Genomic DNA, 20,926 nt, shown 5'->3' with positions numbered 1-20,926 from the left:
TTGGGCAGTGACGTCTTTCATCAGTCTTTGGAAGCGAAAACAGTGCTGAGCTGGGTCATTCCGGAGTCGGGGGAAGCAAGGACGGTGGGTCCTTCCGGTTGGTCCTGAGTGTGCTCAATGACCCGAGCCATGGACGCCTGGGCGAGGACGACGACGTCGCACTCCGCTGCCAGTTCTGAGAAAGCGGCGAGCACCAACCTGTCATGCATGGCGCGGTCACCTGAGCGCAGGGCCGGGAAAGCGCCGTCGACTATTCTGGCCGTGATGGCGGGCTTTTTGTTCTGCCTTTTTGCTGACTCTTGAACCAGCCGGGTGGTGGGGCCAAGGGTCGCAGACAAGGTTGCGAGCACGCCGATCCTGTCACCGGATGCTACCGCGAGCTCGGCCATCGGAGAGTCGATGCGAAGGACAGGGATGGAGACAAAGTCCGCGGCGGCGGTTGCCGCTTCGCCGATGGAGGAGCAGCTCACCAACAATGCCTGGGCACCGGATTCCTCCGCGTAACGGGCATAGTGGACCAGCCGCCGTCGAACATGATCTGGCGTTGATCCCTGGACAATAGTGTCTTGGAGCAAGGACTCGTCCACGTAATGCAACACGCGGAGGCCTGGAACCGTGCCCGCGGCCAGGGCTTCCATGCCCGGTACGAGGCCGGGGACCGTGTGCAGCATTGCAAGCACCGGAGTGTTGTTCGTGTCCTGGGCTTTCACGGTCTATATGTCCATGGCCAGCGACGAGGCAAGGCGATCCATGGTGTTCGAGGGGTTCATGATCTTCTTTCTGTTGGTCGGAGCGGCCGAGCGAGCTGGAACCTTCGGGATCTTCTGGAAGCGTCGCGAGGGGAAGGGTCCCATGCAGGCCGCTCAGTCGGTCGAAGCGGGAACGTCCTTAACAACCCACATCTTGCGGACCGTTTCGTGGATAGTCCACGTGCCCTCCCAGCCCGCAGGAGTCACGAACAGAGTGCCCGGACCAATGTTAAAGCTGGTGCCATCCGGTTCAGTGATGGTGCCGGACCCGCTTAAGATCTGGCAGATCTCGTCGTAGCCGGGCCGGGTGCTCTTGAACTCCCCCGGAGTTACCTCCCAGATACCCGTTCTGAAGTCGTCCCTGGACCAAAGGGGATAGGACACTTCCGTCTGGCCGGGAGTAACTGATGTCGCTTTGGATTTGTGCTCCCCCGGATTTGCGGTGGTTGCGTCCTTCATAACGGTCGCCTTGACCATGGCTGCTCCTTCTCGTCGTTCAGTCGTTTAGTGCCGGCGGCAATTGCTTCCGGTTTGACGAACGTATCAGACAAAAAGATGGAGGATACCGACCCTTGAGGCAAGGCTTTATTTCTGAAAACGAAAGAAGCAAAGCCTCGACCTGCAGCTTGAAAATCAAACCGTATTGCGAATTTTTTTCGCTTGGAGAAACAATGCCTTGCTCAAAGTGACGATAATTCTAATCTTCTTGTCTAGTACGCTCGTTTGACCGGATGCATGGCGATCCCCAAATCGTGCCGGCGGGATGAGCGACTAGAAGAACGACGAGAAGGAGCAGCTATGGTCAAGGCGACCGTTATGGGTGACGCAACTACGGCAGACCCGGGCGAGCACACGCCCAAGGAAAATTCGGTTACGCCGGGCCAGACGGACGTGTCCTTTCGCCTCTGGGCCAGGGACGACTTCAAGGTGGGCATCTGGGAGGCAACTCCGGGAGTGTCCAAGGCAATCCGGCAAAATGACGAGATCTGCCAGATTCTGAGTGGCTCTGCCACCATCACTGAAGCGGATGGCACCAGTTTTGATATTGGTCCGGGAACTCTGCTCGTAATGCCCGTGGGCTGGGAAGGCACATGGACAATCCACGAAACGGTCCGCAAGATGTGGGTAGTTAAGGACGCTCACGCCCCGATTGCCTAAGAGCGACCGGCTGCCTGGAGGATATCCGTCTGCCCAACGACGCGAGTTTGATCCCCTCCCGAAAAGACACGCGGGCCGCCCCTTAGGAGGGACGACCCGCGTGTCGGCAGCCTGTTCAGGCCAGGAGGGCTCAGTCGAAGCCGTGGCAGTAGACCTTGCGGATGGTCTCGGTGACCTCCCAGCGGCCTGACCAACCCTTGGGCTGCACGACCACATCGCCGGCCTTGACCTCGTAGACGTTGCCGGTGTCGCCGTCGGTGACGGTTACTCGACCGCTCACGATGTAGCACAGCTCGGTGTCCTCGCGGGGGGTTATGTTCCAGCCACCAGGCTGGCACTCCCAGACACCGGTCTTGACGGCCGTGTCGAACTTAAGGATTGCTGTCTTGGGATCACCCGAGTCGTATCCGGCGCGGTGGCCGTTGGGTTCGAGTTCGCCCTGGATCTTGTCTGCGGGGACGTATACGTACGGACGCACAGTTTTCCTTCCACTAGATTGTGTATTGTTGACGATCTTACTGCATGGACCACCAGGCGTCTATTGCGTTACCCGTAGAAAAGCGCCCACCGATAAGCGCTTAACGGCCGTGGCCCTTCAAGAGCTCACTCGGTGCCCGCCTCCGGAGTGAATCAGCCCTGCCGCATGGGCTTTAGGGGCGCAGCACCGCAAATCTGGTCCCACGTTCCATCATCGGAGCCATCCGTCAGAACTGGCTTTCGCTAAGAACCTATCCTCGCCGCCAGCCCCTGGCGAAGATGCTCAATTGCCGCGGTAATCCTGCGCGGTGTTCTGTCCATGGCGGGGTAGAGAGCAAAAATGTCAGCGCTGGGCGTGGGGACTTCTGGAAGGACCTGCTGAAGAGCACCCTGCTGGATCAGCCGGTTGACATGCCATGTGGAGCGCATGATAAGGCCGAGGCCCTTCATGCACCAGTCCGTCACTACATCCCCATCGTCGCTGATCATGCTGCCTGTGACGTCAACGTACTCCTGTTCCTTCTCGCCGAAACGCCACAGCGAGTAGTCGGCGTTGTTTTCACGCAGGACGATGCAGTTGTGCCGTTCCAGATCCCTAATGTTCCGCAGCGGCGGGGCGCTTTCAAGGTAGCTCGGCGCCGCACACACAATCCTCCGGTTCCGCGCCAGGAGTTTCGCCTTGAGCCTGGAGTCCGACAACCCTCCGACGCGGATGGCGATGTCGAAACTCGTACCCGAGATATTCAAAGGCAGCGGGGAAAGCTCCAGGTCTATCCGGATCAACGGATGCTGTCGGACGAACTCGCCCAGGAGCGGTGCAATGTGCTTGCGGCCGATCCCCAGGGACGAATGCACACTAATGCGTCCCTTAAGCTCACCGTGCTGCGCGGACAGGGCTTCTTCGAGGTCAGTTTTCTGCTGCAGGATGGCCAAGGCGCCTGCCGCGTAGCGCTGCCCCTCTTCGGTGAGGGTCAGTCGACGGGTGCTGCGCCGGACCAGTGGTACCCCCAGCCGAGCCTCAAGCGCGGCAAGGCGTTTGCTCACTGCTGACACCGACTTTCCCCAGTTCCTGGCGGCCTCAGTAAGGCTCTGGGAACGGGAAATCTGTTCAAAAAACTCCAAGTCATCGATCGACGTGAGATCCATCATCGCTTCTTTCGTTATTGGAAACAATGCATTGTCTCATGGGCCCTTATTCTGCGTCTTCTTGTGGCATACGCTGGTCTGACTGGAAGCACAGCCGACGGTGCGCCCCTTCAGGGGCAGCCCCGGATACGGGAAAACGGCTTGCAATAGGGAAAGCAAGGTAGAAGCATGACTGCACTCGAAACGGACGTTGTAATCGTCGGGGTTGGCTCTGTTGGAAGCATGGCGAGTTGGCAGCTGGCCTCCCGTGGTCAGCGGGTCATTGGAGTAGACAGGTTTTCCATCCCTGGACCTTTTTCTGCCTACGCCGGGGAATCGCGCATTTTCCGAAAGGTATACGCAGAAGGTGGGCATTACACACCCCTTCTGCAGACGTCGCAGGATCTGTGGCGTGACCTGGAGAAGGTCAGCGGCACCCAGCTGCTCAGCTCTACGGGCGCCCTCACGATCTATGACGAGCACAATCCACGGTTGGCATCCCTCCTTGCGGCAGGCAAAGACAATGGCCTCGACTTTGAGTTTCTCCGGGGCGACCAAGCCAGGGAGAAGTATCCCGAACATGTGATCAGGGATACGGACGTGACGATCCTCGATCCCGAGGGAGGTTACCTGAAGTCAGAGAAGGCCGTAACGGCCGCCCTGGCAGAAGCTTCCCGCCTTGGTGCCCGCTTCCTGGGAAACCGGAAAGCGCACAGCGTTGAGACGTACGGTGACCGGTACATCGTCCGGACCGATCAAGAAGAAATCGTTGCCTCCCGGGTTATCGTCTCGCAAGGCAACGGTGCAGGGGCAGTGTGTAAGGAACTGGGTGTTCACCTTTCCGTTCTGCCGCAGATCCTTACCTGGTTCCCGGCCGCAGACCCGGCAAGGTTCTGCAGGGAAGACATGGCGGTCTTCCTGAGGAGGGCGGAGGAAGCCGGAAGGCCTGACAAAGCCCAATTCTACGGATTCCCGAGTGCTGACGGCTGGACCGTGAAAGTCGTCGCGAGCATATTTCTGGATGAGGTTCAATCCATGGAGAAGCCTCCTACCTGGGACCCTAAGCACTTGGACACCATCCGGGCATGGGTACGGGAATTCATCCCGGGACTGATTCCAGAGCCGGTACGGGTTGCCGTATGTGCGGACGGTCATTTACCAGACGCCACCGGGCTGTTCGGCACAGTGCCCGGAATGGAGGGCGTCGTCGTGGCAGCCGGCTTCTCCGGGCACGGGTTCAAGATGGCCTCTGCACTGGGAGCTATTGCCGCCGACCTCCTGCTGGACGGGACAACGGCCACGGACGTCAGCTTCATGGACCCTGCCAGGTTCCTCGGACCGGACACGCGACTCACTTCATTGGCTCTGAGCTAAGTGTCAAACAATCAACGAGGAAGATCGGCTACCTATCACCGTCGCTTCGAATCTACGCCCCTAGAAAAACACACCATAAACAAGGAATGGATCAATCATGGCAAACACGAACTTCCGGCCTAAGTACATCTCTTATGATGTCTACGGCACGCTTATCAACTTCAACATCTATCCCACCACACAGCGCCTGCTCGATGGCCGTATCCCCGAAGAGCGGTGGCTTGAGTTCAAGAAAGTGTTCCGCGCGTACAGGTTCGACGAAGTCAACGGCGAGTACAAGCCCTACGAGCAGATCCTGCAAAGTGCCTTCGACCGCGCAAGCAAGCGTTTTGGCATAGGGCCGACCCCCGGTGCCGGCGCAGAGCTCGCTGACGCTGTACGCAACTCCGTTGCCCACGACGACGTCCCGGCTGCCCTGAAGCTCATGGGCGACAACTACAAGCTGGTGGCACTGTCCAACGCGGACAACAGCTTCCTGGACATCAGCATCCCCAAGCTCGGTGCAGATTGGCACGCCGTGTTTACCGCGGAGCAGGCACGGGCCTACAAGCCGCGACTCCAGGCATTCGAGTACATGCTTGACCAGCTCAATGCCACCCCGGAGGACTTCCTGCATGTCTCCTCGCATCCCCTGTACGACCACATCCCTATGCACAACATCGGTTTCCGGGACCTCGTCATGCTCGACCGTGGCGCTGAACCCTTCGCAGAGGGATACGGCATCACCACCGTGAAGTCCCTGGACGAGCTCAACAAGCAGCTCGGACTCTAAGCGGGATGATCAGGCCCGGCGGAGCGCCTTATGCGTCCGCCGGCGGATCCTGCGGAGGGCCGTTTTAGTGCAGTCAACAACGGCTGCCCTTACGGACAGACAAAGGCATAAGCCTCAAGGGTCTGAGCACGGTATTGCACCGGGCTCAGGCCCTTGAGCTATATGTGATTCGTTTGATGCTGTATGCAGCGAAGGTAGCCCTGCCGGTACGCTCTACTCCCGCTGTGCAGCTCGCCTCTTCGAAAATGCCAAAATCCATTGACAGCATCTCGCCCGGCTAGTATCGATCGACAATCGACTACACAGCCGAAGAGCCGTTCGTCGACAATCGACGAAGGACTGGAATGGAGGAAAAACTATGGCATTTGAAACCAAGCCGAAATTCGTGACGTTCGACACGATCTGATCGATCCCGTCCAGACGCCGCTTCCGCTTGGGAACGATCACCGGCTCGAACGACCCGTCCCGATCCCGGGGCACCTCAATCTCGACCGGGCCGATCTCGGTCAGCACGGTCTTTGACCTGGTGCCGTTGCGCATGTTCGCTGCGACCGGTGTCTGGCCATGCTCGTGCCCGAGGTGCTCGGTCAGCTCGGCTTCCAGTGCCGTCTCGAGCACGTTCCCTGGTGAGCTGGTTCAGCAGCCCGCCCGGGCCGACCAGGCTCACGCCCTGTTCCTTGGCCTGCGCGAGCAACCGCTCCGCCAGTTCCTTCTGATCGATGATCTCTCCCGTCACAGGATCGATCATCACCCCTGTCATCTCGGTCGTGGACTCCGACACGGCCGTCTCCTTTCGGATCAGGCCGGACCCCACACACCGTTATTCAGACAGTCCCCGCGACCCAGTTCTCACCCGAGAAATTTCCCATCTTCATCCGCATCCACGAGGACCGCTCCATGTACGGGGCGCCCGCCGTCGACGGCGTAACCGTCAAAGCGACCCTGGACGGCCGGGGTGCAAGCAGACCTTCGACGGTTTGGACTTCGTCCGCCCGGAACGGTTCAAGGCGAGTTAACCCACCTGTCCGCAAGAGAAGAAAGTATGAGTCCATGAGTGCACATCGCGCCCTTCCGCACTGGTACCGGTACGGACGGGACGAAGCAAGCACCGTTCGGCGGGATCAAGCAGTCCGGCTGGGACGCGAAGGCGGCAAGACCGGCGTCGAAGAATTCCTCGAGTACAAATACACCGCAATAGCCGTCTGAAGAATGTAGTAGGCAGAAGCGTGAGTGAGATGAGGGGGTGTCAATGCCGGCACCAGGAGGGCTGTTTGCACTGGAAGGAAGACCCACCGCCCAGTTGATCGCCGACGAGCTGCGCGAGCAAATCGTTCAAGGATCCGTCCGCCCCGGGCGACAGATCAACGAATCCCTCCTGGCAAGTCGGCTCAACACATCAAGAGGTCCCCTCAGGGAGGCACTCCAGCGTTTGTGCCAGGAGGGGATCCTCCTCTATCGGCGCAACTACGGAGTGTTCGTCAAGGAAGTCGATACGCATGACCTCAGGGAGATCTACGAGGTTGGTGCCTCCATCGAAACCGCGGCCGCCGCCAGGTTAGTGGTCGGCAGCCCGAAGCAGATCAAAGACACCTGCGAAGTGCTGAAGCAGATTCTGGGTGAAATGGCGAAGCAAGTGGCATCGCCCGACCTGCAAACCATTGCAGGGCTGGACATGCAGTTCCATTCGGCGCTCGTTGCCGGCGTGGGAAATTCCCGATTCGTCCGTATCTATAAGACACTCGCGGCTGAATCAAGAATGTGTATCTTCGACCTGGGAGTCTCCTATCCACGGCTGGACGTTCTGGTGCAGGAGCACCAAAACATCCTGGATCTGCTGGAGGCGGGCGACAGGAAAGGTCTCCTCAGGGCCATAAAACGGCCTGTGCAAAAAGCAGCTGAGGACCTACCTGGAATTCAGCAGGACAAAACTTATCAGCGCCGGAAGAATTCTCCCGCCGCAGTGCGAGCCCTGTATATCGACAGTCGACGAGGGAGGCGGGGCCGAGCCGATGGACCGCAAGTTCGAATGGCAGGAACAGCCGACGACGACGCCGGACGGCGTCTACAACGCGCTGCGTACAGCCATCCTCGACGGAACCGTACCTCCAGGCGGACAACTGCGCGAGACGCACATCGCTGCCGATCTCGGAATCAGCCGGTCCCCGCTTCGTGAAGCGCCGACCCGGCTTGAGGAGGAGGGCCTGGTCGTGAAGATCCCCTTCCGGGGATCATTCGTGGTGGAGGTCAGTGCCCGCGACGTCGCCGAGATCGCCTCAATCCGCTTATTGGTAGCCTTACGCTGCTGAGCTTTCGGCCGAAACCTTGCGCGGTCCTGAGCGGCGTCGATTGAAGCAAACCATCGAGGAACTTTACCGGGCCACGGACACCAACGACATCCCGGCCAGCATTGACGCTCACCTTCGCTTCCACAGGCTCTTCTACGAATTTTCGGGGAACGCGGCCCTGCACGCTTTGTGGCACGGTTGGGAGAACAAACTTCGTCTCTACTTCGCGGTCGACCATCGAACGTACAACGACCTCCAGGAAATCGCCGTTGAGCACGAGAGGTTGGCTGCGTTCGCTTTGGAAGATGACATCGACGGCTTCCGCCAGGAGATGACCAATCAGTTCCCAATGCGCTTCGCGCCGAAAATTAGACCAGACGTAAGCTGTCCCGGAAGACGATGCGCCGGGGAAAGCGGGTCTGTGCCGGCAGGCGCCGGACTTAGCCTGCCATGACGGCAGGGCCGATGAACGGGTCAACAGCCACCGCGATGAACAGCAAGGTCAGATAGCTGATGGAGCCGTGGAATACCTTCATGGCCCGCTTGTCGGAGATGTCCTCGCGCTGGGCCCGGTTGTACAGCGAGTGCGATTCGTAGAGGAACCAGGCGCCGGCCAGGACAGCCGTTGCGGTGTAGACCCAGCCCGCCCCGCCCGCCGGAACCATCAGCAGCGAGCATGCCACCATTGCCCAGGCGTACAGCACTACCTGGACTGAAACCACTTTGGCGCCGGCTATGGCACCGAGCATGGGTACGTTCGCGTTGCGGTAGTCCTCGCCGTAGCGCATGGACAAAGGCCAGTAGTGCGGCGGCGTCCAGAGGAAGATCACCATGAAGAGGATGACGGCCGGCCATTCAACGGTGTTGGTGACTGCAGCCCAGGCGATCAGTACCGGGAAGCATCCGGCCGCCCCGCCCCACACAATGTTCTGCGCGGTACGGCGCTTCAGGATGATCGTGTAAATCACCACATAGAAGAAGATGGCGCCCAATCCCAGCCAGGCGGACAGCGGGTTTGCCCCGAACCACAGTATGGCTATGGCGGCAGCGCCCAGGACCCAGGAGAAAACCAGAGCTTCGCGCGGAGTGACCTCACCGGTAACCAGGGGACGGTTTTCAGTGCGGTGCATCAGCTTGTCGATGTCGCGGTCGATGTAGCAGTTGAACGCCCCGGCGCTCCCTGCGGCGAACGCGCCACCGACCAGGGTGGCCAGGATCAGTCCGATCGAGGGGAAGCCCCGTTCCGCGTAAATCATGGTGGGAAGCGTGCTCACCAGCAGCAGTTCGATCACGCGCGGCTTCGTGAGCGCGAGATACGCCTTGGCCTTACGGGCAAACCCGGCGCCTGATGCGCGGGATGCGTTCAGCGGCGTATCTGTTGTGCTCACGGTGGCAGTCACCCGTTCTGTGTAGCAGTTGTGTCTGGCGGTGCAGCTACGGGCTGGAAAGTTCCGCCGCCCGGCATTGGCCTCGGAATATCATACCGCGCCGCTACCCTCCCACCGGCCGCCCGATATGCGCAATTGATCGCTCGAACGCCAATTCGAGCAGATTAACTCAGCCTCACTTCGGGGTGGTTCATAAAAGGCGAAATTGCGTCCAAAACGTGAGATTTGCCCCGCCCGAAGAGTGGAATAGAGCTAAGCTGTCACCAGATCAGCACGCAGCAAGGAAGCAGTGGAAAACGCATTCCCGGACTGGCCAGTGGCTGAGTGATAGATCAACGTTTCGATGGTGAACGGCTGGTACACACCGCAGCGGGCGCCACACAGCGTGCCTTTAACCGGATCCGGTGTGCCGCCTGCCATCAGCACAGAGAGGGGCCCGGTTTTCGTGCCACATTTGGAAGAGCAAGAACTGTCTTGGACCGACCTGGACCAGCGCGCGGTGGATACCATCCGTGTGCTGGCAGCGGATGCGGTGGAGAAGGTTGGCAATGGCCACCCGGGCACTGCAATGAGCCTGGCTCCGGCCGCGTACCTGCTGTTCCAGAAGCTGATGCGCCATGATCCGCGGGATCCGGACTGGATCGGCCGTGACCGGTTCGTCCTGTCCCCCGGCCACACGTCGCTGACGATCTACATCCAGCTGTTCCTCTCCGGCTACGGCCTGGAGTTGAAGGACCTGCAGGCGCTGCGGACCTGGGGTTCACTGACCCCGGGCCATCCGGAATACAAGCACACCGCGGGCGTCGAGATCACTACGGGTCCGCTGGGTCAGGGCCTGGCTTCCTCGGTTGGCTTCGCCTATTCGCAGCGCCGCCAGCGCGGCCTGTTCGACGCCGATGCCGCCCCTGGCACCAGCCCGTTCGACCACACCATCTGGGTCATCGCCTCCGACGGCGACCTGCAGGAAGGTGTTACGGCCGAAGCATCCTCCCTGGCCGGCCATCAGGAACTTGGCAACCTCGTTGTCCTGTATGACGAGAACCACATCTCCATCGAGGACGACACCGATATCGCGTTCACCGAGGACGTCCTGAAGCGCTACCAGGCCTACGGCTGGCACGTCCAGCGGGTTGACTGGACCAAGACCGGCGAATACAAGGAAGACGTCCAGGAGCTGTACTCCGCGCTGCTCGCCGCCAAGGCCGAGACGTCCAAGCCGTCCATCGTCTCGCTGCGCACCATCATCGGTTACCCGGCCCCGAAGAAGCAGAACACCGGCAAGATCCACGGCTCTGCGCTCGGGGCCGAGGAAGTCGCTGCGCTGAAGACGGTGCTGGGCTTCGATCCGGCCAAGTCCTTCGAGATTGACGAGGAAGTCCTGGCCCACGCCCGCTCGGTCGTGGACCGCGGCGCCGCCGCACGCAAGGAATGGGAAGAGTCCTTCAATGCCTGGCAGGCCGCAAACGCCGAGGCCGCCGCCCTGTTGCAGCGGATCGAGGCCAGGGAACTTCCCGAGGGTGTGGATGCTGCCCTGCCGGTCTTCCCCGCCGGCAAGGACGTTTCCACCCGTGCCGCGTCCGGCAAGGTCCTGAACGCCCTCGGCCCGGTCCTGCCCGAACTGTGGGGCGGCTCCGCCGACCTCGCGGAGTCGAACAACACCACCATCGAAGGTTCACCCTCGTTCGTCCCCGCGTCCAAGCAGACGGATGCCTGGAAGGGCAACCCGTACGGCCGGGTCCTGCACTTCGGAATCCGCGAGCACGCCGCAGCCTCGATCGTGAACGGCATCAGCCTGCACGGCCGCACCCGGGCATTCTCCGGCACGTTCCTGATCTTCAGCGACTACCAGCGTCCTGCCATCCGCCTCGGCGCCCTGATGGGGGTCCCGTCCCTGTACGTCTGGACCCACGACTCCATCGGCCTGGGCGAGGACGGCCCCACCCATCAGCCGGTGGAACAGCTCGCAACCTTGCGCGCCATCGTGGGCCTGGACGTCGTGCGCCCCGGTGACGCGAATGAAGTGGCGGCCGCGTGGAAGACCATGCTGGAAAACCACGCGAACCCGGCCGGCATCGTCCTCACCCGCCAGAACATCCCCACCTGGGAACGTGGCGAGGGCGTTGCATCCGGTGACACCTTCGGCTCCACCGCCGGTGTGGCCAAGGGCGGATACGTCCTGGCTGAGGCGTCCAAGGACGGCGCCACCGTCCCGGCCGACGTCATCCTGATCGCCACCGGCTCCGAGGTCCAGCTGGCCGTGCAGGCCCGCGAAAGCCTGCAGGGAGAAGGCATTGCCACCCGCGTTGTGTCCATGCCCTGCGTTGAGTGGTTCAACAAGCAGGATGCCGCCTACCGCGAATCCGTCCTGCCCGCCGCCGTGAAAGCCCGTGTCTCCGTCGAAGCAGGACTGGCCCTGGGCTGGAAGGAATTCGTCGGCGACGCCGGCCGCTCCGTCAGCCTCGAACACTACGGCGCTTCCGCCGATTACAAGCGCCTCTTCCAGGAGTTCGGCATCACCGCGGAGGCAGTCGCCGCCGCAGCCAAGGACTCCCTCGCCGGCCTCCAGGCCTAAACAACCCGAAACTTTTGAGGAGATACACCATCATGACTACTCCCACACAGCAGCTTTCCGACGCCGGGGTTTCCATCTGGCTCGATGATCTTTCCCGCGGACGCCTGGACACGGGCACCCTCGCCAAGCTCATCGAAGAAAAGAACGTGGTTGGCGTGACCACCAACCCGTCCATCTTCCACGCCGCTATCACCTCCGGCACCGACTACGACGCGACCATCGCCAAGCAGGCTGCCGCCGGCGCGAGCATCGAAGACACCATCTTCGAAATCACCACCACCGACGTCGCCGACGCCTGCGACCTCTTCGCCCCCGTGGCAGCAGCCACCAACGGCGTTGACGGCCGCGTCTCCATCGAGGTGGACCCCCGCCTGGCCTGGGACACCGCCGGCACCATCGCCGAGGCCAAGCACCTGTTCAAGAGGGTCAACAAGGACAACGTCCTGATCAAGATCCCGGCAACCCTCGAGGGCCTCGAGGCGATCACCGCCACCCTGGCCGAGGGCATCAGCGTCAACGTGACCCTGATCTTCTCCCTGGAGCGCTACCGCGCCGTCATCAACGCCTTCCAGTCAGGCCTGGAACAGGCCAAGGAGAACCGCCACGACCTCTCCAAGATCCACTCCGTGGCTTCCTTCTTCGTCTCCCGCGTGGACACCGAGATCGACAAGCGCCTGACCGCCATCGGCACCGACGAAGCCCTCGCCCTCAAGGGCAAGGCCGGCGTCGCCAACGCCCGCCTGGCCTACCAGGTCTACGAAGAGCTCTTCGCCACGGAACGCTGGGCCCTGCTGGCCGAGTCCGGCGCCCGCCCGCAGCGGCCGCTCTGGGCCTCCACCGGCGTGAAGGACCCGGCCTACCCGGACACTCTCTACGTCACCGAACTCGTCGCTCCCGGCGTGGTCAACACCATGCCCGAAAAGACCCTGGACGCCACCTTCGACCACGGCGTGGTCACCGGGAACACCATCAGCGGCACCTACGCCGAGGCCAATGCCACCCTCGATGCCCTGGAGAACCTCGGCGTCTCCTACAACGACGTCGTCGCAATCCTGGAATCCGAGGGCCTGGACAAGTTCGTGGCCAGCTGGAAGGAACTCCTGGCCGACGTCGAAGGTGCCCTCGCCTCAGCACGGAAGGCTTCCTAGTCCCACATGAGCACTCTCAGCTACGACGCCACCGGCGCAGCACAGCAGGCCCTCGAGCAGCACATTCCCGCCCTGGTGGAGGATCGGATTGCCACCAGGATTTTCGCCAGGGACCATACCCTGTGGGGCGCGGATGCCGAGGCCGAGTCGGCGATCCGGCTTGGGTGGGTGGAGGCGGCCACCGTCTCCCAGCCCCTGGTGAAGGACATCCTGGAACTCCGTGACGCCCTTCGGGCCGAGGGTGTGACCCGTATCGTGCTTTGCGGTATGGGTGGGTCCTCGCTGGCACCCGAGGTCATTGCCGGTACCGCCGGCGTCGAGCTGACAGTGCTGGACAGCACGGACCCGGACCAGGTCCGTGCTGCCCTGGCGGACCGGCTGGGCGAGACCGCGATTGTGGTCTCGTCCAAGTCAGGCTCCACCGTTGAAACGGATTCCCAGCGCCGCGTGTTCGAGAAGGCGTTCAACGACGCCGGCATCGACGCCGCGAGCCGGATCATCATTGTCACGGATCCGGGTTCCCCGCTGGACAAGGCCTCCCGTGAGGCCGGCTACCGTGCGGTGTTCAACGCCGACCCCAACGTGGGCGGCCGCTTCTCGGCGCTGACCGCTTTCGGCCTGGTGCCTTCGGGCCTCGCCGGCGTGGACATCCAGGCCTTCCTCGATGAAGCCGAAGAGGCTGCGGAAATCCTCAATGAGGACGCACCGGAGAACATCGGGCTGGCCCTCGGGGCCGCGCTGGGCGGCACCACGCCGCTGCGCAACAAGATCGTGATTGCCGAGGACGGATCCGGCATTGTAGGTTTCGCCGACTGGGCGGAGCAGCTCATCGCAGAATCGACGGGCAAGCTGGGCACGGGTGTCCTGCCGGTTGTTGCAGGCCCTGCCTCCCCCGAGGTCAGCTACGGTGCGCCGGACGTGCTGGTGGTGCGCCTCGTGAACGCGGACGCCGACGTCGAACTCGATGAGAACCAGGTGGCCATCGCCGGCGGCCTGGCCACGCAGATGATGGTGTGGGAGTTCGCCACGGCCGTCGCCGGCCGCCTGCTGGGCATCAATCCCTTCGACCAGCCGGACGTGGAGGCAGCCAAGGTAGCTGCACGCGGCCTGCTGGACGCACAGCCCGAACCCACGCCTGCGGCGTTTGTCGACGGCGCCATCGAGGTCCGCGGCGGCGATTGGCTTGGTGGCGCAACCACCGCCGAAGGTGCCGTGAAGGCCCTGCTGGGCACGCTGTCCTCGGACAGCTACCTCAGCGTCCAGGCCTACTTCGACCGGCTGGCGTTCGCCGGGCTGGAAGGCATCCGCGACGAGCTGGCAGCCGCCACCGGGCGGCCCGTTACCTTCGGCTGGGGACCGCGCTTCCTGCACTCCACCGGGCAGTTCCACAAGGGGGGCCCCGCGATCGGCGTGTTCCTTCAGGTGACGGCTTCCCCCGCGGAAGACCTGCCCATCCCGGACCGGCCCTTCACGTTCGGCGAGCTGATCGCCGCGCAGGCCGCGGGCGATGCCCAGGTCCTGGAAGGACACGGCCGCCCCGTCCTCCGCCTGCACCTGACCAACCGTGCCGCCGGTGTGGCGCAGCTGCAAGACATCATCGCAGCGGTCTCCGCCCGCGCATCCGCAACCGAAAGCTAAAGGCGCAAAAGCACTATGCCAGAAACTGAATACGGCAGGAAGGCCGCGGGCCGGGGGCGGAATCCGCTTCGGGATCCGCGGGATCGCCGTTTGAACCGGATTGCCGGTCCGTCGTCGTTGGTGCTCTTTGGGGTTACTGGTGACTTGGCGCGGAAGAAGTTGATGCCGGCGGTGTATGACCTGGCGAATCGGGGGTTGTTGCCGCCGAGTTTCGCGTTGGTGGGTTTTGGGCGCCGGGCGTGGAGTGATGAGGATTTCGCCGCTCAGGTGAAGTCCTCGGTGCAGTCGTATGCGCGGACACCGTTTGATGAGGCGGTGTGGAACCAGCTGGCCGAGGGCATCCGTTTTGTGCAGGGCGAGTTCGACGACGACGCGGCGTTTGAGCGGCTTGGCGACACGGTCAAGGAACTCGATGATGTCCGCGGCACCCGGGGGAACCACGCGTTCTACCTCTCGATCCCGCCCAAGGCGTTCGAGCAGGTGTGCCGGCAGCTGTCCAGGCATGGGCTGGCGCAGGCTGACGGGGATAAGTGGCGGCGGGTGGTGATCGAGAAGCCGTTCGGGCATGACCTGGAGTCGGCCCGGAAGCTGAACGACATTGTGGAGTCGGTGTTCCCGGCGGACGCGGTGTTCCGGATCGACCATTACCTGGGCAAAGAGACGGTCCAGAACATCCTGGCGTTGCGGTTCGCGAACCAGTTGTTCGAGCCGTTGTGGAACGCGAACTACGTGGACCATGTCCAGATCACGATGGCCGAGGACATCGGCACCGGCGGCCGGGCCGGGTATTACGACGGCGTGGGCGCGGCCCGCGACGTGATCCAGAACCACCTGCTGCAGCTGCTGGCACTGACGGCGATGGAGGAGCCCATCTCCTTCAACGCCGATGATTTGCGGGCGGAGAAGGAAAAGGTCCTCGCCGCGGTCAAGCTCCCCGAGGACCTGTCCACGCATTCGGCGCGCGGGCAGTTCACCGGCGGCTGGCAGGGCGGCGAACAGGTCCAGGGCTACCTGGAGGAAGAGGGCATCCCGGCCGATTCCACGACGGAGACGTTCGCCGCGATCCGGGTGGATATCCATACCCGGCGCTGGGCCGGTGTGCCGTTTTATCTGCGGGCCGGGAAGCGTTTGGGCCGGCGGGTGACGGAGATCGCGGTGGTGTTCAAGCGTGCCCCGAACCTGTTGTTCCGTGACCACAGTGATGATGATTTCGGGCAGAACGCGGTGGTGATCCGGGTCCAGCCCGATGAGGGCGCCACGATCCGGTTCGGGTCCAAGGTCCCGGGCACGCAGATGGAAGTCCGGGACGTGACGATGGACTTCGGGTACGGGCACTCGTTCACCGAATCCTCCCCGGAGGCGTATGAGCGGTTGATCCTGGACGTGCTCCTGGGCGAGCCGCCGCTGTTCCCCCGGCATGAGGAAGTGGAGCTGTCCTGGAAGATCCTTGACCCGTTCGAGGACTACTGGGCCACCTTGGATGAGCAGCCCGAACCCTACGCCCCCGGCAGCTGGGGCCCCGCGTCCGCGGATGAGTTGCTGGCCCGTGACGGACGAACCTGGAGAAGGCCATGATCGTAGACCTGCCCGATACCACCACCTCGAACGTGTCCAAGAAGATCATGGCCCTGCGCGAGCAGGGCGGCGTGATCGCCCTCGGCCGGGTCCTGACCCTGGTGGTGGTCACCACGTCCGGGCTCGAGGAAGAAGCGATCGAGGCCGCGAACGAGGCCAGCCGGGAACACCCCTGCCGGATCATCGTCCTGGCCGACGCCGGGAAGGAGCATCCGGACCGGCTGGACGCCCAGATCCGGGTGGGCGGGGACGCCGGCGCCTCGGAGGTGATCGTGCTGCGCGGCTACGGCCAGCTCGCCCATGAGTCCGAGTCCCTGGTCGCGGCGCTGCTGCTCCCCGACGCCCCGATCGTGGCCTGGTGGCCGCACGGGGCACCCGAAAACGCCTGCGAAACCTCGATCGGCAGGATCGCGCACCGCCGGATCACTGATTCGGCGAACGAACCCGACCCCCAGGCCGCGCTGGAGAACATCCGCGCCACCTACAAAGCCGGCGACACCGACCTCGCCTGGACCCGGCTGACCAACTGGCGGATCCAACTCGCCGCAGCCCTGGACGAGGTGGACACCTCCCCGGTCACCGCCGTCGCGGTCGAAGGCGCCTCGGACTCACCCTCCACCATCCTGCTCGCGGCCTGGCTCACCCTGTCCCTGGACGCACCCGTGACCATCGTCGCGGACCCCGCAGGCACCGGAATCCGCCGGGTGCGCCTCAGCCGCCCCGGCGGCGATGTCCAACTCTTCCGCCCCGGACTCTCCGTCGCCGAGCTCACCCAACCAGGCCAGCCAGCCCAACGCATCTCCCTCCCACGCCGCAGCCTCCGCGACTGCCTCGCCGAAGAACTCCGCCGCCTCGACCCCGACGAAGTGTTCGGTGAAGTGATTACTATTGGACTGCCACGAACCAACCTAAGGAGCGTCCGTCCCAGTGAGCGTTGAGCCCAGAGTAAGCGTCCATCCTGATTCGTCCGTCCTGATGGCGGCCATTGCGGCCCGGCTGATCACCAAGCTCGTGGATGTACAGGACAAATACGGTGAGGCCACCGTGGTGCTCACCGGGGGCACGGTGGGCATCGGCACGCTGAAGGCTGTTGCTGACTCTCCTGCGGCGCCCGCCGTCGACTGGTCCAGGGTGAACTTCTGGTGGGGCGACGAACGTTTCGTCGGCTCCGCAGATTCCGACCGCAACACGAAACAGGCGTTTGACGCCCTGCTCTCGCATATTCCGGTTGACCCGCAGCGCGTCCACCAGCCTGGTTCCTCCGATGACTTTGGGACACCCGAGGAGGCTGCCGAGGACTATGCGCGGCGGCTGCGGGAGGCCGCGGCAGCCGAACATGCGGCTGATATGTCCGATGACCGGCCCGAATACCCCGCGGCACTGCCCCGGCTGGATGTGGTGCTGCTCGGCGTGGGGCCTGACGCCCATGTGGCTTCGCTCTTCCCCGAGCAGGCAGGTATCCGGGAAAAGGAACGGACGGTAGTGGGAGTCCGGAACTCCCCCAAACCCCCGCCCCTGCGCGTGTCACTCACCCTGCCGGCCATCAACACGGCCGCCGAGGTCTGGATGGTGGTTGCAGGTGAGGATAAGGCAGGTGCGGTTGGCCTGGCCCTCGCCGGAGCCAACCCCGTGCAGGTACCCGCCGCCGGGCCGCGGGGAACGTCCCGCACCCTCTGGCTTATCGACGAGAACGCCGCGTCACGTGTCCCGCAGCAGCTCGTCCGAAAGGACGCCGCGGGCGCGTAGCTTTTCCAGCGCTCCGGCCAGGACGTCTTCGGCGTCCTGGCCGGAGCGTCTTTCTTTAACGTACTCAAGATGGCTCTTGTAGCCATCGTCCAGGGCATCGGCCGACGCCGCGTCGTTGCCGTCCCTGGTGGCGGGTGCGCCGCACCGCCGGCAGTCCCACACCACCGGTATCTGGTCCTCCGGCAGCTTGAGGAACACGGGCTGCGTTTCGTGGCCTTTGGCGCACCAGTAGGACACCTTGATCCGCGGCAGGGGGGCGCCGTGGTCCTCGCTGGACTGGAGGCTGGAACCTGATCCCGCTGTTACTCCTGCACGGGTACCACGGAAGCCTGATGCTGGATGGACCACCGGAACTCCTGCCTCGAAATGCCTGGCTTAAACAAAACTGTGGCTGTCGGGAACCGACAGCCACAGTTTAGTAGGCAGATCCTCCGGGCGGGAGTACCCGCCGGTGCGCCTCAGCCGGGAGAATCAGGAGTCGCCGCCGCTGAACCGCATGATCAGGCCCAGGGCGATGATGACGATGCCCCAGGTGACGCCGAGGATCACGGTGAACCTGTTCAGGTTCCGCTCGGCCACGCCGGAGGAGCTCAGGCCGGAACTCATTCCGCCGCCGAACATGTCTGACAGACCGCCGCCCCGTCCCTTATGGAGAAGGATGAGCAGCGTCAGCAGGAGGCTGGTGATGCCCAGGAGGATCTGCAGGATGACATGAAGAACGTCCACGACGGCCTTTCAGGAGGTTGGGATTGCGGGAGTGTGCGCTGCGGGACGGATTAGTCCGTCACCAGGTGACTCTCGAACCTGACAATATTAGCAAACTCGGCAGGATCGAGGCTTGCGCCACCCACCAGCAGGCCGTCGACGTCGCGCTCCTTCAGGATGGCGGCCGCATTGTTCGCCTTAACCGATCCCCCGTAGAGCAGGCGGGTCTTGGCAGCGACGTCGGCATCGAACAGCGACCCGAGCTCGGCGCGGATGGCGGCGCACATCTCCTGTGCGTCCTCCGGTCCGGCAACCTCACCGGTGCCAATGGCCCAGACCGGCTCATAGGCAACCACGAGCTCTGCTGCCTGCTCGTTGGTCAGCCCGGCCACGTCGGCGCGAAGCTGTTCCACCGTGTGGTTCACGTGCGTGCCGGCCTGGCGGACCTCCAGCCCCTCCCCGACGCAGAGGACGGGCGTGACGCCATGCTTGAAAGCGGCCTTGACCTTGGCGTTGAGCACGTGGTCGGACTCGTTGTGGATGGTGCGCCGTTCGCTGTGGCCCACCAGCACGTACTTGCATCCCAGCTTGTTGAGGAACTGGCCGGAGATGTCCCCGGTGTAGGCACCGGAATCGAACTGGGACAGGTCCTGGCCGCCGTAGGCGATGTCCAGGTCGTCACCCTGGACGAGCGTCTGGACACCCCGGAGGTCCGTGAACGGCGGGAAGACAGCTACCTCGACGCGGCTGTAGTCGTGCTTGGCATCCGAAAGGGTCCAGGCCAGCTTCTGCAGGAGGGTGATGCCCTGCACGTGGTCCATGTTCATTTTCCAGTTGCCCGCGATGAAGGGCTTGCGGTCGAAAGCGCCGTTCGTTGACGAAGTCACGTAATCTCCAAAAAGTCTTGATAAGTGATCGGCCGGCAGGCTGCCGCGCGGGCAACCTGCCGGCCTGAGGACTGGAAGGTGGGGTACTGCCTAGCGGTCCAGGACGCTGAGGCCGGGAAGTTCCTTGCCTTCGAGGTACTCCAGGCTGGCGCCGCCGCCGGTTGAGATGTGGCCGAACTGGTCATCTGCGAAACCAAGGGTACGTACGGCAGCCGCGGAATCGCCGCCGCCCACCACGGTGAAGGCTTCGGTTTCGGTGAGGGCCTGGGCAATGGCGCGGGTTCCGGCGGAGAACGCTTTGAATTCGAAGACCCCCATCGGGCCGTTCCAGAAGACCGTCCTGGCTCCCTTAATCCGGCCGGCGAAGGCAGCGGCAGAGTCCGGGCCGATGTCCAGGCCGATGCCCTGGGCTCCGAAGCTGCTGTCCTCGATGGAGTCGGCGGAAACGGTCTGGTGCGCAGCGTCAGCCGCGAACTTCTCCGCCACCACGACGTCGGTGGGCACCACGAATTCGGTACCGGCGTCCGAGGCGCGCTTCAGGTAGTCCTGGACCACGGGAATCTGGTCCTCCTCAAGCAGGCTGGAAGCCACCTTGTGGCCTGCCGCTGCGAGGAAGGTGAACAGCATCCCGCCGCCCACCAGGATGGTGTCAGCCTTGCCGATCAGGTTGTCGATGACCGCCAGCTTGTCCGACACCTTGGATCCGCCGAGCACCACGACGTAGGGCCGCTGGGTATCAGCCGTGAGCTTGCGCAGGACCTCCACCTCGGTGTGCACCAGGTCGCCCAGGTAGGACGGAAGCCGGGTGGCGACGTCGTAAACACTGGCGTGCTTGCGGTGCACGGCGCCGAAAGCGTCGTCCACGTAAGCGCCGTTGTCACCCGTCAGCGCCACCAGCTCGTCAGCGAAGGCGCCGCGCTGGGCGTCGTCCTTGCTGGTCTCGCGGGCGTCGAACCGCACGTTCTCCAGGACCAGGGCTTCGCCGTCCTGCAGCGACGCCGCGGCTTCCTTGGCAGAGCTGCCAACGGTGTCCCCGGCCAGGGTGACCTTGAAGCCGGCAAGTTCAGCCAACCGGTCGACTGCGGGGCGGAGGGAGTACTTTTCCTCGGGGGCGCCCTTGGGGCGTCCAAGGTGGGCTGTTACCAGCACGCGGGCACCGGCGTCCGTGAGCTTTGACAGCACTGGAAGTGAGGCCTTGATGCGGCCGTCGTCAGTGACTGTAGAGCCGTCGAGCGGCACATTCAGGTCACTACGAACCAGAATGTACCGCCCGCGGACACCTTCAGCGAGAAGTTCGTTGAGGGTGTGTGATGTCATGTGTCTAACC

General features: G+C 63.2%; 21 protein-coding genes and 2 pseudogenes. 13 read left to right on the top strand and 10 right to left on the bottom strand.

The window, feature by feature from the left end; all coding sequences use genetic code 11:
- Positions 1 to 20 precede the first annotated feature (20 nt).
- Positions 21 to 710 (bottom strand): aspartate/glutamate racemase family protein, encoded by a 690-nt coding sequence (locus AC5RUU_RS08005; protein ID WP_493974674.1) that lies wholly within the window; start codon positions 708 to 710, stop codon positions 21 to 23.
- 153 nt (positions 711 to 863) lie between these two features.
- Positions 864 to 1,226, bottom strand: coding sequence for a cupin domain-containing protein (locus AC5RUU_RS08000; RefSeq protein WP_493974673.1), 363 nt, complete (start codon positions 1,224 to 1,226; stop codon positions 864 to 866).
- 321 nt (positions 1,227 to 1,547) lie between these two features.
- Here AC5RUU_RS08000 and AC5RUU_RS07995 point away from each other — a divergent pair, with 321 nt between their 5' ends.
- Positions 1,548 to 1,907 (top strand): cupin domain-containing protein, encoded by a 360-nt coding sequence (locus AC5RUU_RS07995; RefSeq protein ID WP_493974672.1) that lies wholly within the window; start codon positions 1,548 to 1,550, stop codon positions 1,905 to 1,907.
- A gap of 130 nt (positions 1,908 to 2,037) precedes the next feature.
- Here the strand turns inward: AC5RUU_RS07995 and AC5RUU_RS07990 are convergent, their stop codons facing one another.
- Both AC5RUU_RS07990 and AC5RUU_RS07985 read right to left on the bottom strand, forming a co-directional pair.
- Positions 2,038 to 2,385 (bottom strand): cupin domain-containing protein, encoded by a 348-nt coding sequence (locus tag AC5RUU_RS07990; RefSeq protein WP_493974671.1) that lies wholly within the window; start codon positions 2,383 to 2,385, stop codon positions 2,038 to 2,040.
- 242 nt (positions 2,386 to 2,627) lie between these two features.
- Positions 2,628 to 3,530, bottom strand: a complete 903-nt coding sequence (locus tag AC5RUU_RS07985; protein WP_493974911.1) for a LysR family transcriptional regulator — start codon at positions 3,528 to 3,530, stop codon at positions 2,628 to 2,630.
- A 168-nt stretch (positions 3,531 to 3,698) separates the two neighbouring features.
- Here AC5RUU_RS07985 and solA point away from each other — a divergent pair, with 168 nt between their 5' ends.
- Together solA and AC5RUU_RS07975 are read left to right on the top strand one after the other, a co-directional pair.
- Entirely contained in the window at positions 3,699 to 4,883 is a 1,185-nt protein-coding gene (gene solA / locus AC5RUU_RS07980; RefSeq protein WP_493974670.1) for an N-methyl-L-tryptophan oxidase, read from the top strand.
- Between the two features lie 97 nt (positions 4,884 to 4,980).
- On the top strand, positions 4,981 to 5,655 hold the full coding sequence (locus tag AC5RUU_RS07975) for a haloacid dehalogenase type II (RefSeq protein ID WP_493974669.1): 675 nt from the start codon (positions 4,981 to 4,983) through the stop codon (positions 5,653 to 5,655).
- Between the two features lie 357 nt (positions 5,656 to 6,012).
- Here AC5RUU_RS07975 and AC5RUU_RS07970 read toward each other — a convergent pair.
- Positions 6,013 to 6,403: pseudogene (locus AC5RUU_RS07970) on the bottom strand (transposase); the annotation flags it as partial.
- A gap of 302 nt (positions 6,404 to 6,705) precedes the next feature.
- Between AC5RUU_RS07970 and AC5RUU_RS07965 the strand changes: the two are divergent.
- The 4 genes and pseudogenes from AC5RUU_RS07965 to AC5RUU_RS07950 all read left to right on the top strand — a co-directional run bounded on the left by AC5RUU_RS07965 (position 6,706) and on the right by AC5RUU_RS07950 (position 8,394).
- Entirely contained in the window at positions 6,706 to 6,861 is a 156-nt protein-coding gene (locus AC5RUU_RS07965) for a hypothetical protein (RefSeq protein ID WP_493974668.1), read from the top strand.
- A gap of 43 nt (positions 6,862 to 6,904) precedes the next feature.
- A pseudogene (locus AC5RUU_RS07960) lies at positions 6,905 to 7,522 on the top strand (GntR family transcriptional regulator); the annotation flags it as partial.
- 142 nt (positions 7,523 to 7,664) lie between these two features.
- Positions 7,665 to 7,961, top strand: coding sequence for a GntR family transcriptional regulator (locus tag AC5RUU_RS07955; RefSeq protein WP_493974667.1), 297 nt, complete (start codon positions 7,665 to 7,667; stop codon positions 7,959 to 7,961).
- A gap of 40 nt (positions 7,962 to 8,001) precedes the next feature.
- Positions 8,002 to 8,394, top strand: a complete 393-nt coding sequence (locus tag AC5RUU_RS07950; RefSeq protein WP_493974666.1) for an FCD domain-containing protein — start codon at positions 8,002 to 8,004, stop codon at positions 8,392 to 8,394.
- Here the strand turns inward: AC5RUU_RS07950 and AC5RUU_RS07945 are convergent.
- Entirely contained in the window at positions 8,381 to 9,340 is a 960-nt protein-coding gene (locus AC5RUU_RS07945; RefSeq protein WP_493974665.1) for a heme o synthase, read from the bottom strand. The two genes, AC5RUU_RS07950 and AC5RUU_RS07945, sit on opposite strands and share 14 nt — an antisense overlap.
- 442 nt (positions 9,341 to 9,782) lie before the next feature.
- On the opposite strand from AC5RUU_RS07945, the gene tkt reads away from it, so the two are divergent.
- Genes tkt through pgl form a run of 6 tightly spaced genes read left to right on the top strand, consistent with a single transcriptional unit; the run spans position 9,783 to position 18,007 of the window.
- Entirely contained in the window at positions 9,783 to 11,900 is a 2,118-nt protein-coding gene (gene tkt, locus AC5RUU_RS07940; protein ID WP_493974910.1) for a transketolase, read from the top strand.
- Between the two features lie 32 nt (positions 11,901 to 11,932).
- Positions 11,933 to 13,048 carry a transaldolase gene (gene tal, locus AC5RUU_RS07935; protein ID WP_493974664.1) on the top strand — a complete coding sequence of 372 codons (1,116 nt, stop codon included), beginning with the start codon at positions 11,933 to 11,935 and terminating at the stop codon, positions 13,046 to 13,048.
- 6 nt (positions 13,049 to 13,054) lie between these two features.
- Positions 13,055 to 14,686, top strand: a complete 1,632-nt coding sequence (locus AC5RUU_RS07930; RefSeq protein WP_493974663.1) for a glucose-6-phosphate isomerase — start codon at positions 13,055 to 13,057, stop codon at positions 14,684 to 14,686.
- 15 nt (positions 14,687 to 14,701) lie between these two features.
- A complete protein-coding gene (gene zwf, locus AC5RUU_RS07925) occupies positions 14,702 to 16,261 on the top strand; it encodes a glucose-6-phosphate dehydrogenase (protein WP_493974662.1) in 1,560 nt (519 codons plus the stop codon).
- A complete protein-coding gene (locus AC5RUU_RS07920; protein ID WP_493974661.1) occupies positions 16,258 to 17,199 on the top strand; it encodes a glucose-6-phosphate dehydrogenase assembly protein OpcA in 942 nt (313 codons plus the stop codon). Before zwf ends, AC5RUU_RS07920 begins: the two co-directional genes overlap by 4 nt.
- Positions 17,189 to 18,007 carry a 6-phosphogluconolactonase gene (gene pgl / locus AC5RUU_RS07915; protein WP_493974660.1) on the top strand — a complete coding sequence of 273 codons (819 nt, stop codon included), beginning with the start codon at positions 17,189 to 17,191 and terminating at the stop codon, positions 18,005 to 18,007. Before AC5RUU_RS07920 ends, pgl begins: the two co-directional genes overlap by 11 nt.
- Here pgl and AC5RUU_RS07910 read toward each other — a convergent pair.
- The 4 genes from AC5RUU_RS07910 to AC5RUU_RS07895 all read right to left on the bottom strand — a co-directional run bounded on the left by AC5RUU_RS07910 (position 17,960) and on the right by AC5RUU_RS07895 (position 20,916).
- A complete protein-coding gene (locus AC5RUU_RS07910) occupies positions 17,960 to 18,355 on the bottom strand; it encodes an RNA polymerase-binding protein RbpA (RefSeq protein WP_493974659.1) in 396 nt (131 codons plus the stop codon). The genes pgl and AC5RUU_RS07910 overlap by 48 nt on opposite strands.
- Before the next feature lie 123 nt (positions 18,356 to 18,478).
- On the bottom strand, positions 18,479 to 18,733 hold the full coding sequence (gene secG, locus AC5RUU_RS07905; RefSeq protein ID WP_009357659.1) for a preprotein translocase subunit SecG: 255 nt from the start codon (positions 18,731 to 18,733) through the stop codon (positions 18,479 to 18,481).
- Between the two features lie 50 nt (positions 18,734 to 18,783).
- Positions 18,784 to 19,599, bottom strand: coding sequence for a triose-phosphate isomerase (gene tpiA, locus AC5RUU_RS07900; protein WP_493974658.1), 816 nt, complete (start codon positions 19,597 to 19,599; stop codon positions 18,784 to 18,786).
- A gap of 90 nt (positions 19,600 to 19,689) precedes the next feature.
- Positions 19,690 to 20,916 carry a phosphoglycerate kinase gene (locus tag AC5RUU_RS07895; protein ID WP_493974657.1) on the bottom strand — a complete coding sequence of 409 codons (1,227 nt, stop codon included), beginning with the start codon at positions 20,914 to 20,916 and terminating at the stop codon, positions 19,690 to 19,692.
- Between the last annotated feature and the right edge of the window lie 10 nt (positions 20,917 to 20,926).

The organism is Arthrobacter sp. K4-10C (assembly GCF_059090085.1).
The sequence above is the reverse complement of the archived record's forward strand: the minus strand, read 5'-3'. Positions and strand labels throughout refer to the sequence as shown.

Bases quoted from the DNA above. Each gene is read 5' to 3' on its own strand.
- AC5RUU_RS08000 (WP_493974673.1), bottom strand. From the start codon at position 1,226: ATGGTCAAGGCGACCGTTATGAAGGACGCAACCACCGCAAATCCGGGG.
- tal (WP_493974664.1), top strand. From the start codon at position 11,933: ATGACTACTCCCACACAGCAGCTTTCCGACGCCGGGGTTTCCATCTGG.
- AC5RUU_RS07985 (WP_493974911.1), bottom strand. From the start codon at position 3,530: ATGGATCTCACGTCGATCGATGACTTGGAGTTTTTTGAACAGATTTCC.
- AC5RUU_RS07975 (WP_493974669.1), top strand. From the start codon at position 4,981: ATGGCAAACACGAACTTCCGGCCTAAGTACATCTCTTATGATGTCTAC.
- AC5RUU_RS07895 (WP_493974657.1), bottom strand. From the start codon at position 20,916: ATGACATCACACACCCTCAACGAACTTCTCGCTGAAGGTGTCCGCGGG.
- AC5RUU_RS07930 (WP_493974663.1), top strand. From the start codon at position 13,055: ATGAGCACTCTCAGCTACGACGCCACCGGCGCAGCACAGCAGGCCCTC.
- AC5RUU_RS07965 (WP_493974668.1), top strand. From the start codon at position 6,706: ATGAGTGCACATCGCGCCCTTCCGCACTGGTACCGGTACGGACGGGAC.
- AC5RUU_RS07955 (WP_493974667.1), top strand. From the start codon at position 7,665: ATGGACCGCAAGTTCGAATGGCAGGAACAGCCGACGACGACGCCGGAC.
- solA (WP_493974670.1), top strand. From the start codon at position 3,699: ATGACTGCACTCGAAACGGACGTTGTAATCGTCGGGGTTGGCTCTGTT.
- AC5RUU_RS07920 (WP_493974661.1), top strand. From the start codon at position 16,258: ATGATCGTAGACCTGCCCGATACCACCACCTCGAACGTGTCCAAGAAG.
- AC5RUU_RS07995 (WP_493974672.1), top strand. From the start codon at position 1,548: ATGGTCAAGGCGACCGTTATGGGTGACGCAACTACGGCAGACCCGGGC.
- zwf (WP_493974662.1), top strand. From the start codon at position 14,702: ATGCCAGAAACTGAATACGGCAGGAAGGCCGCGGGCCGGGGGCGGAAT.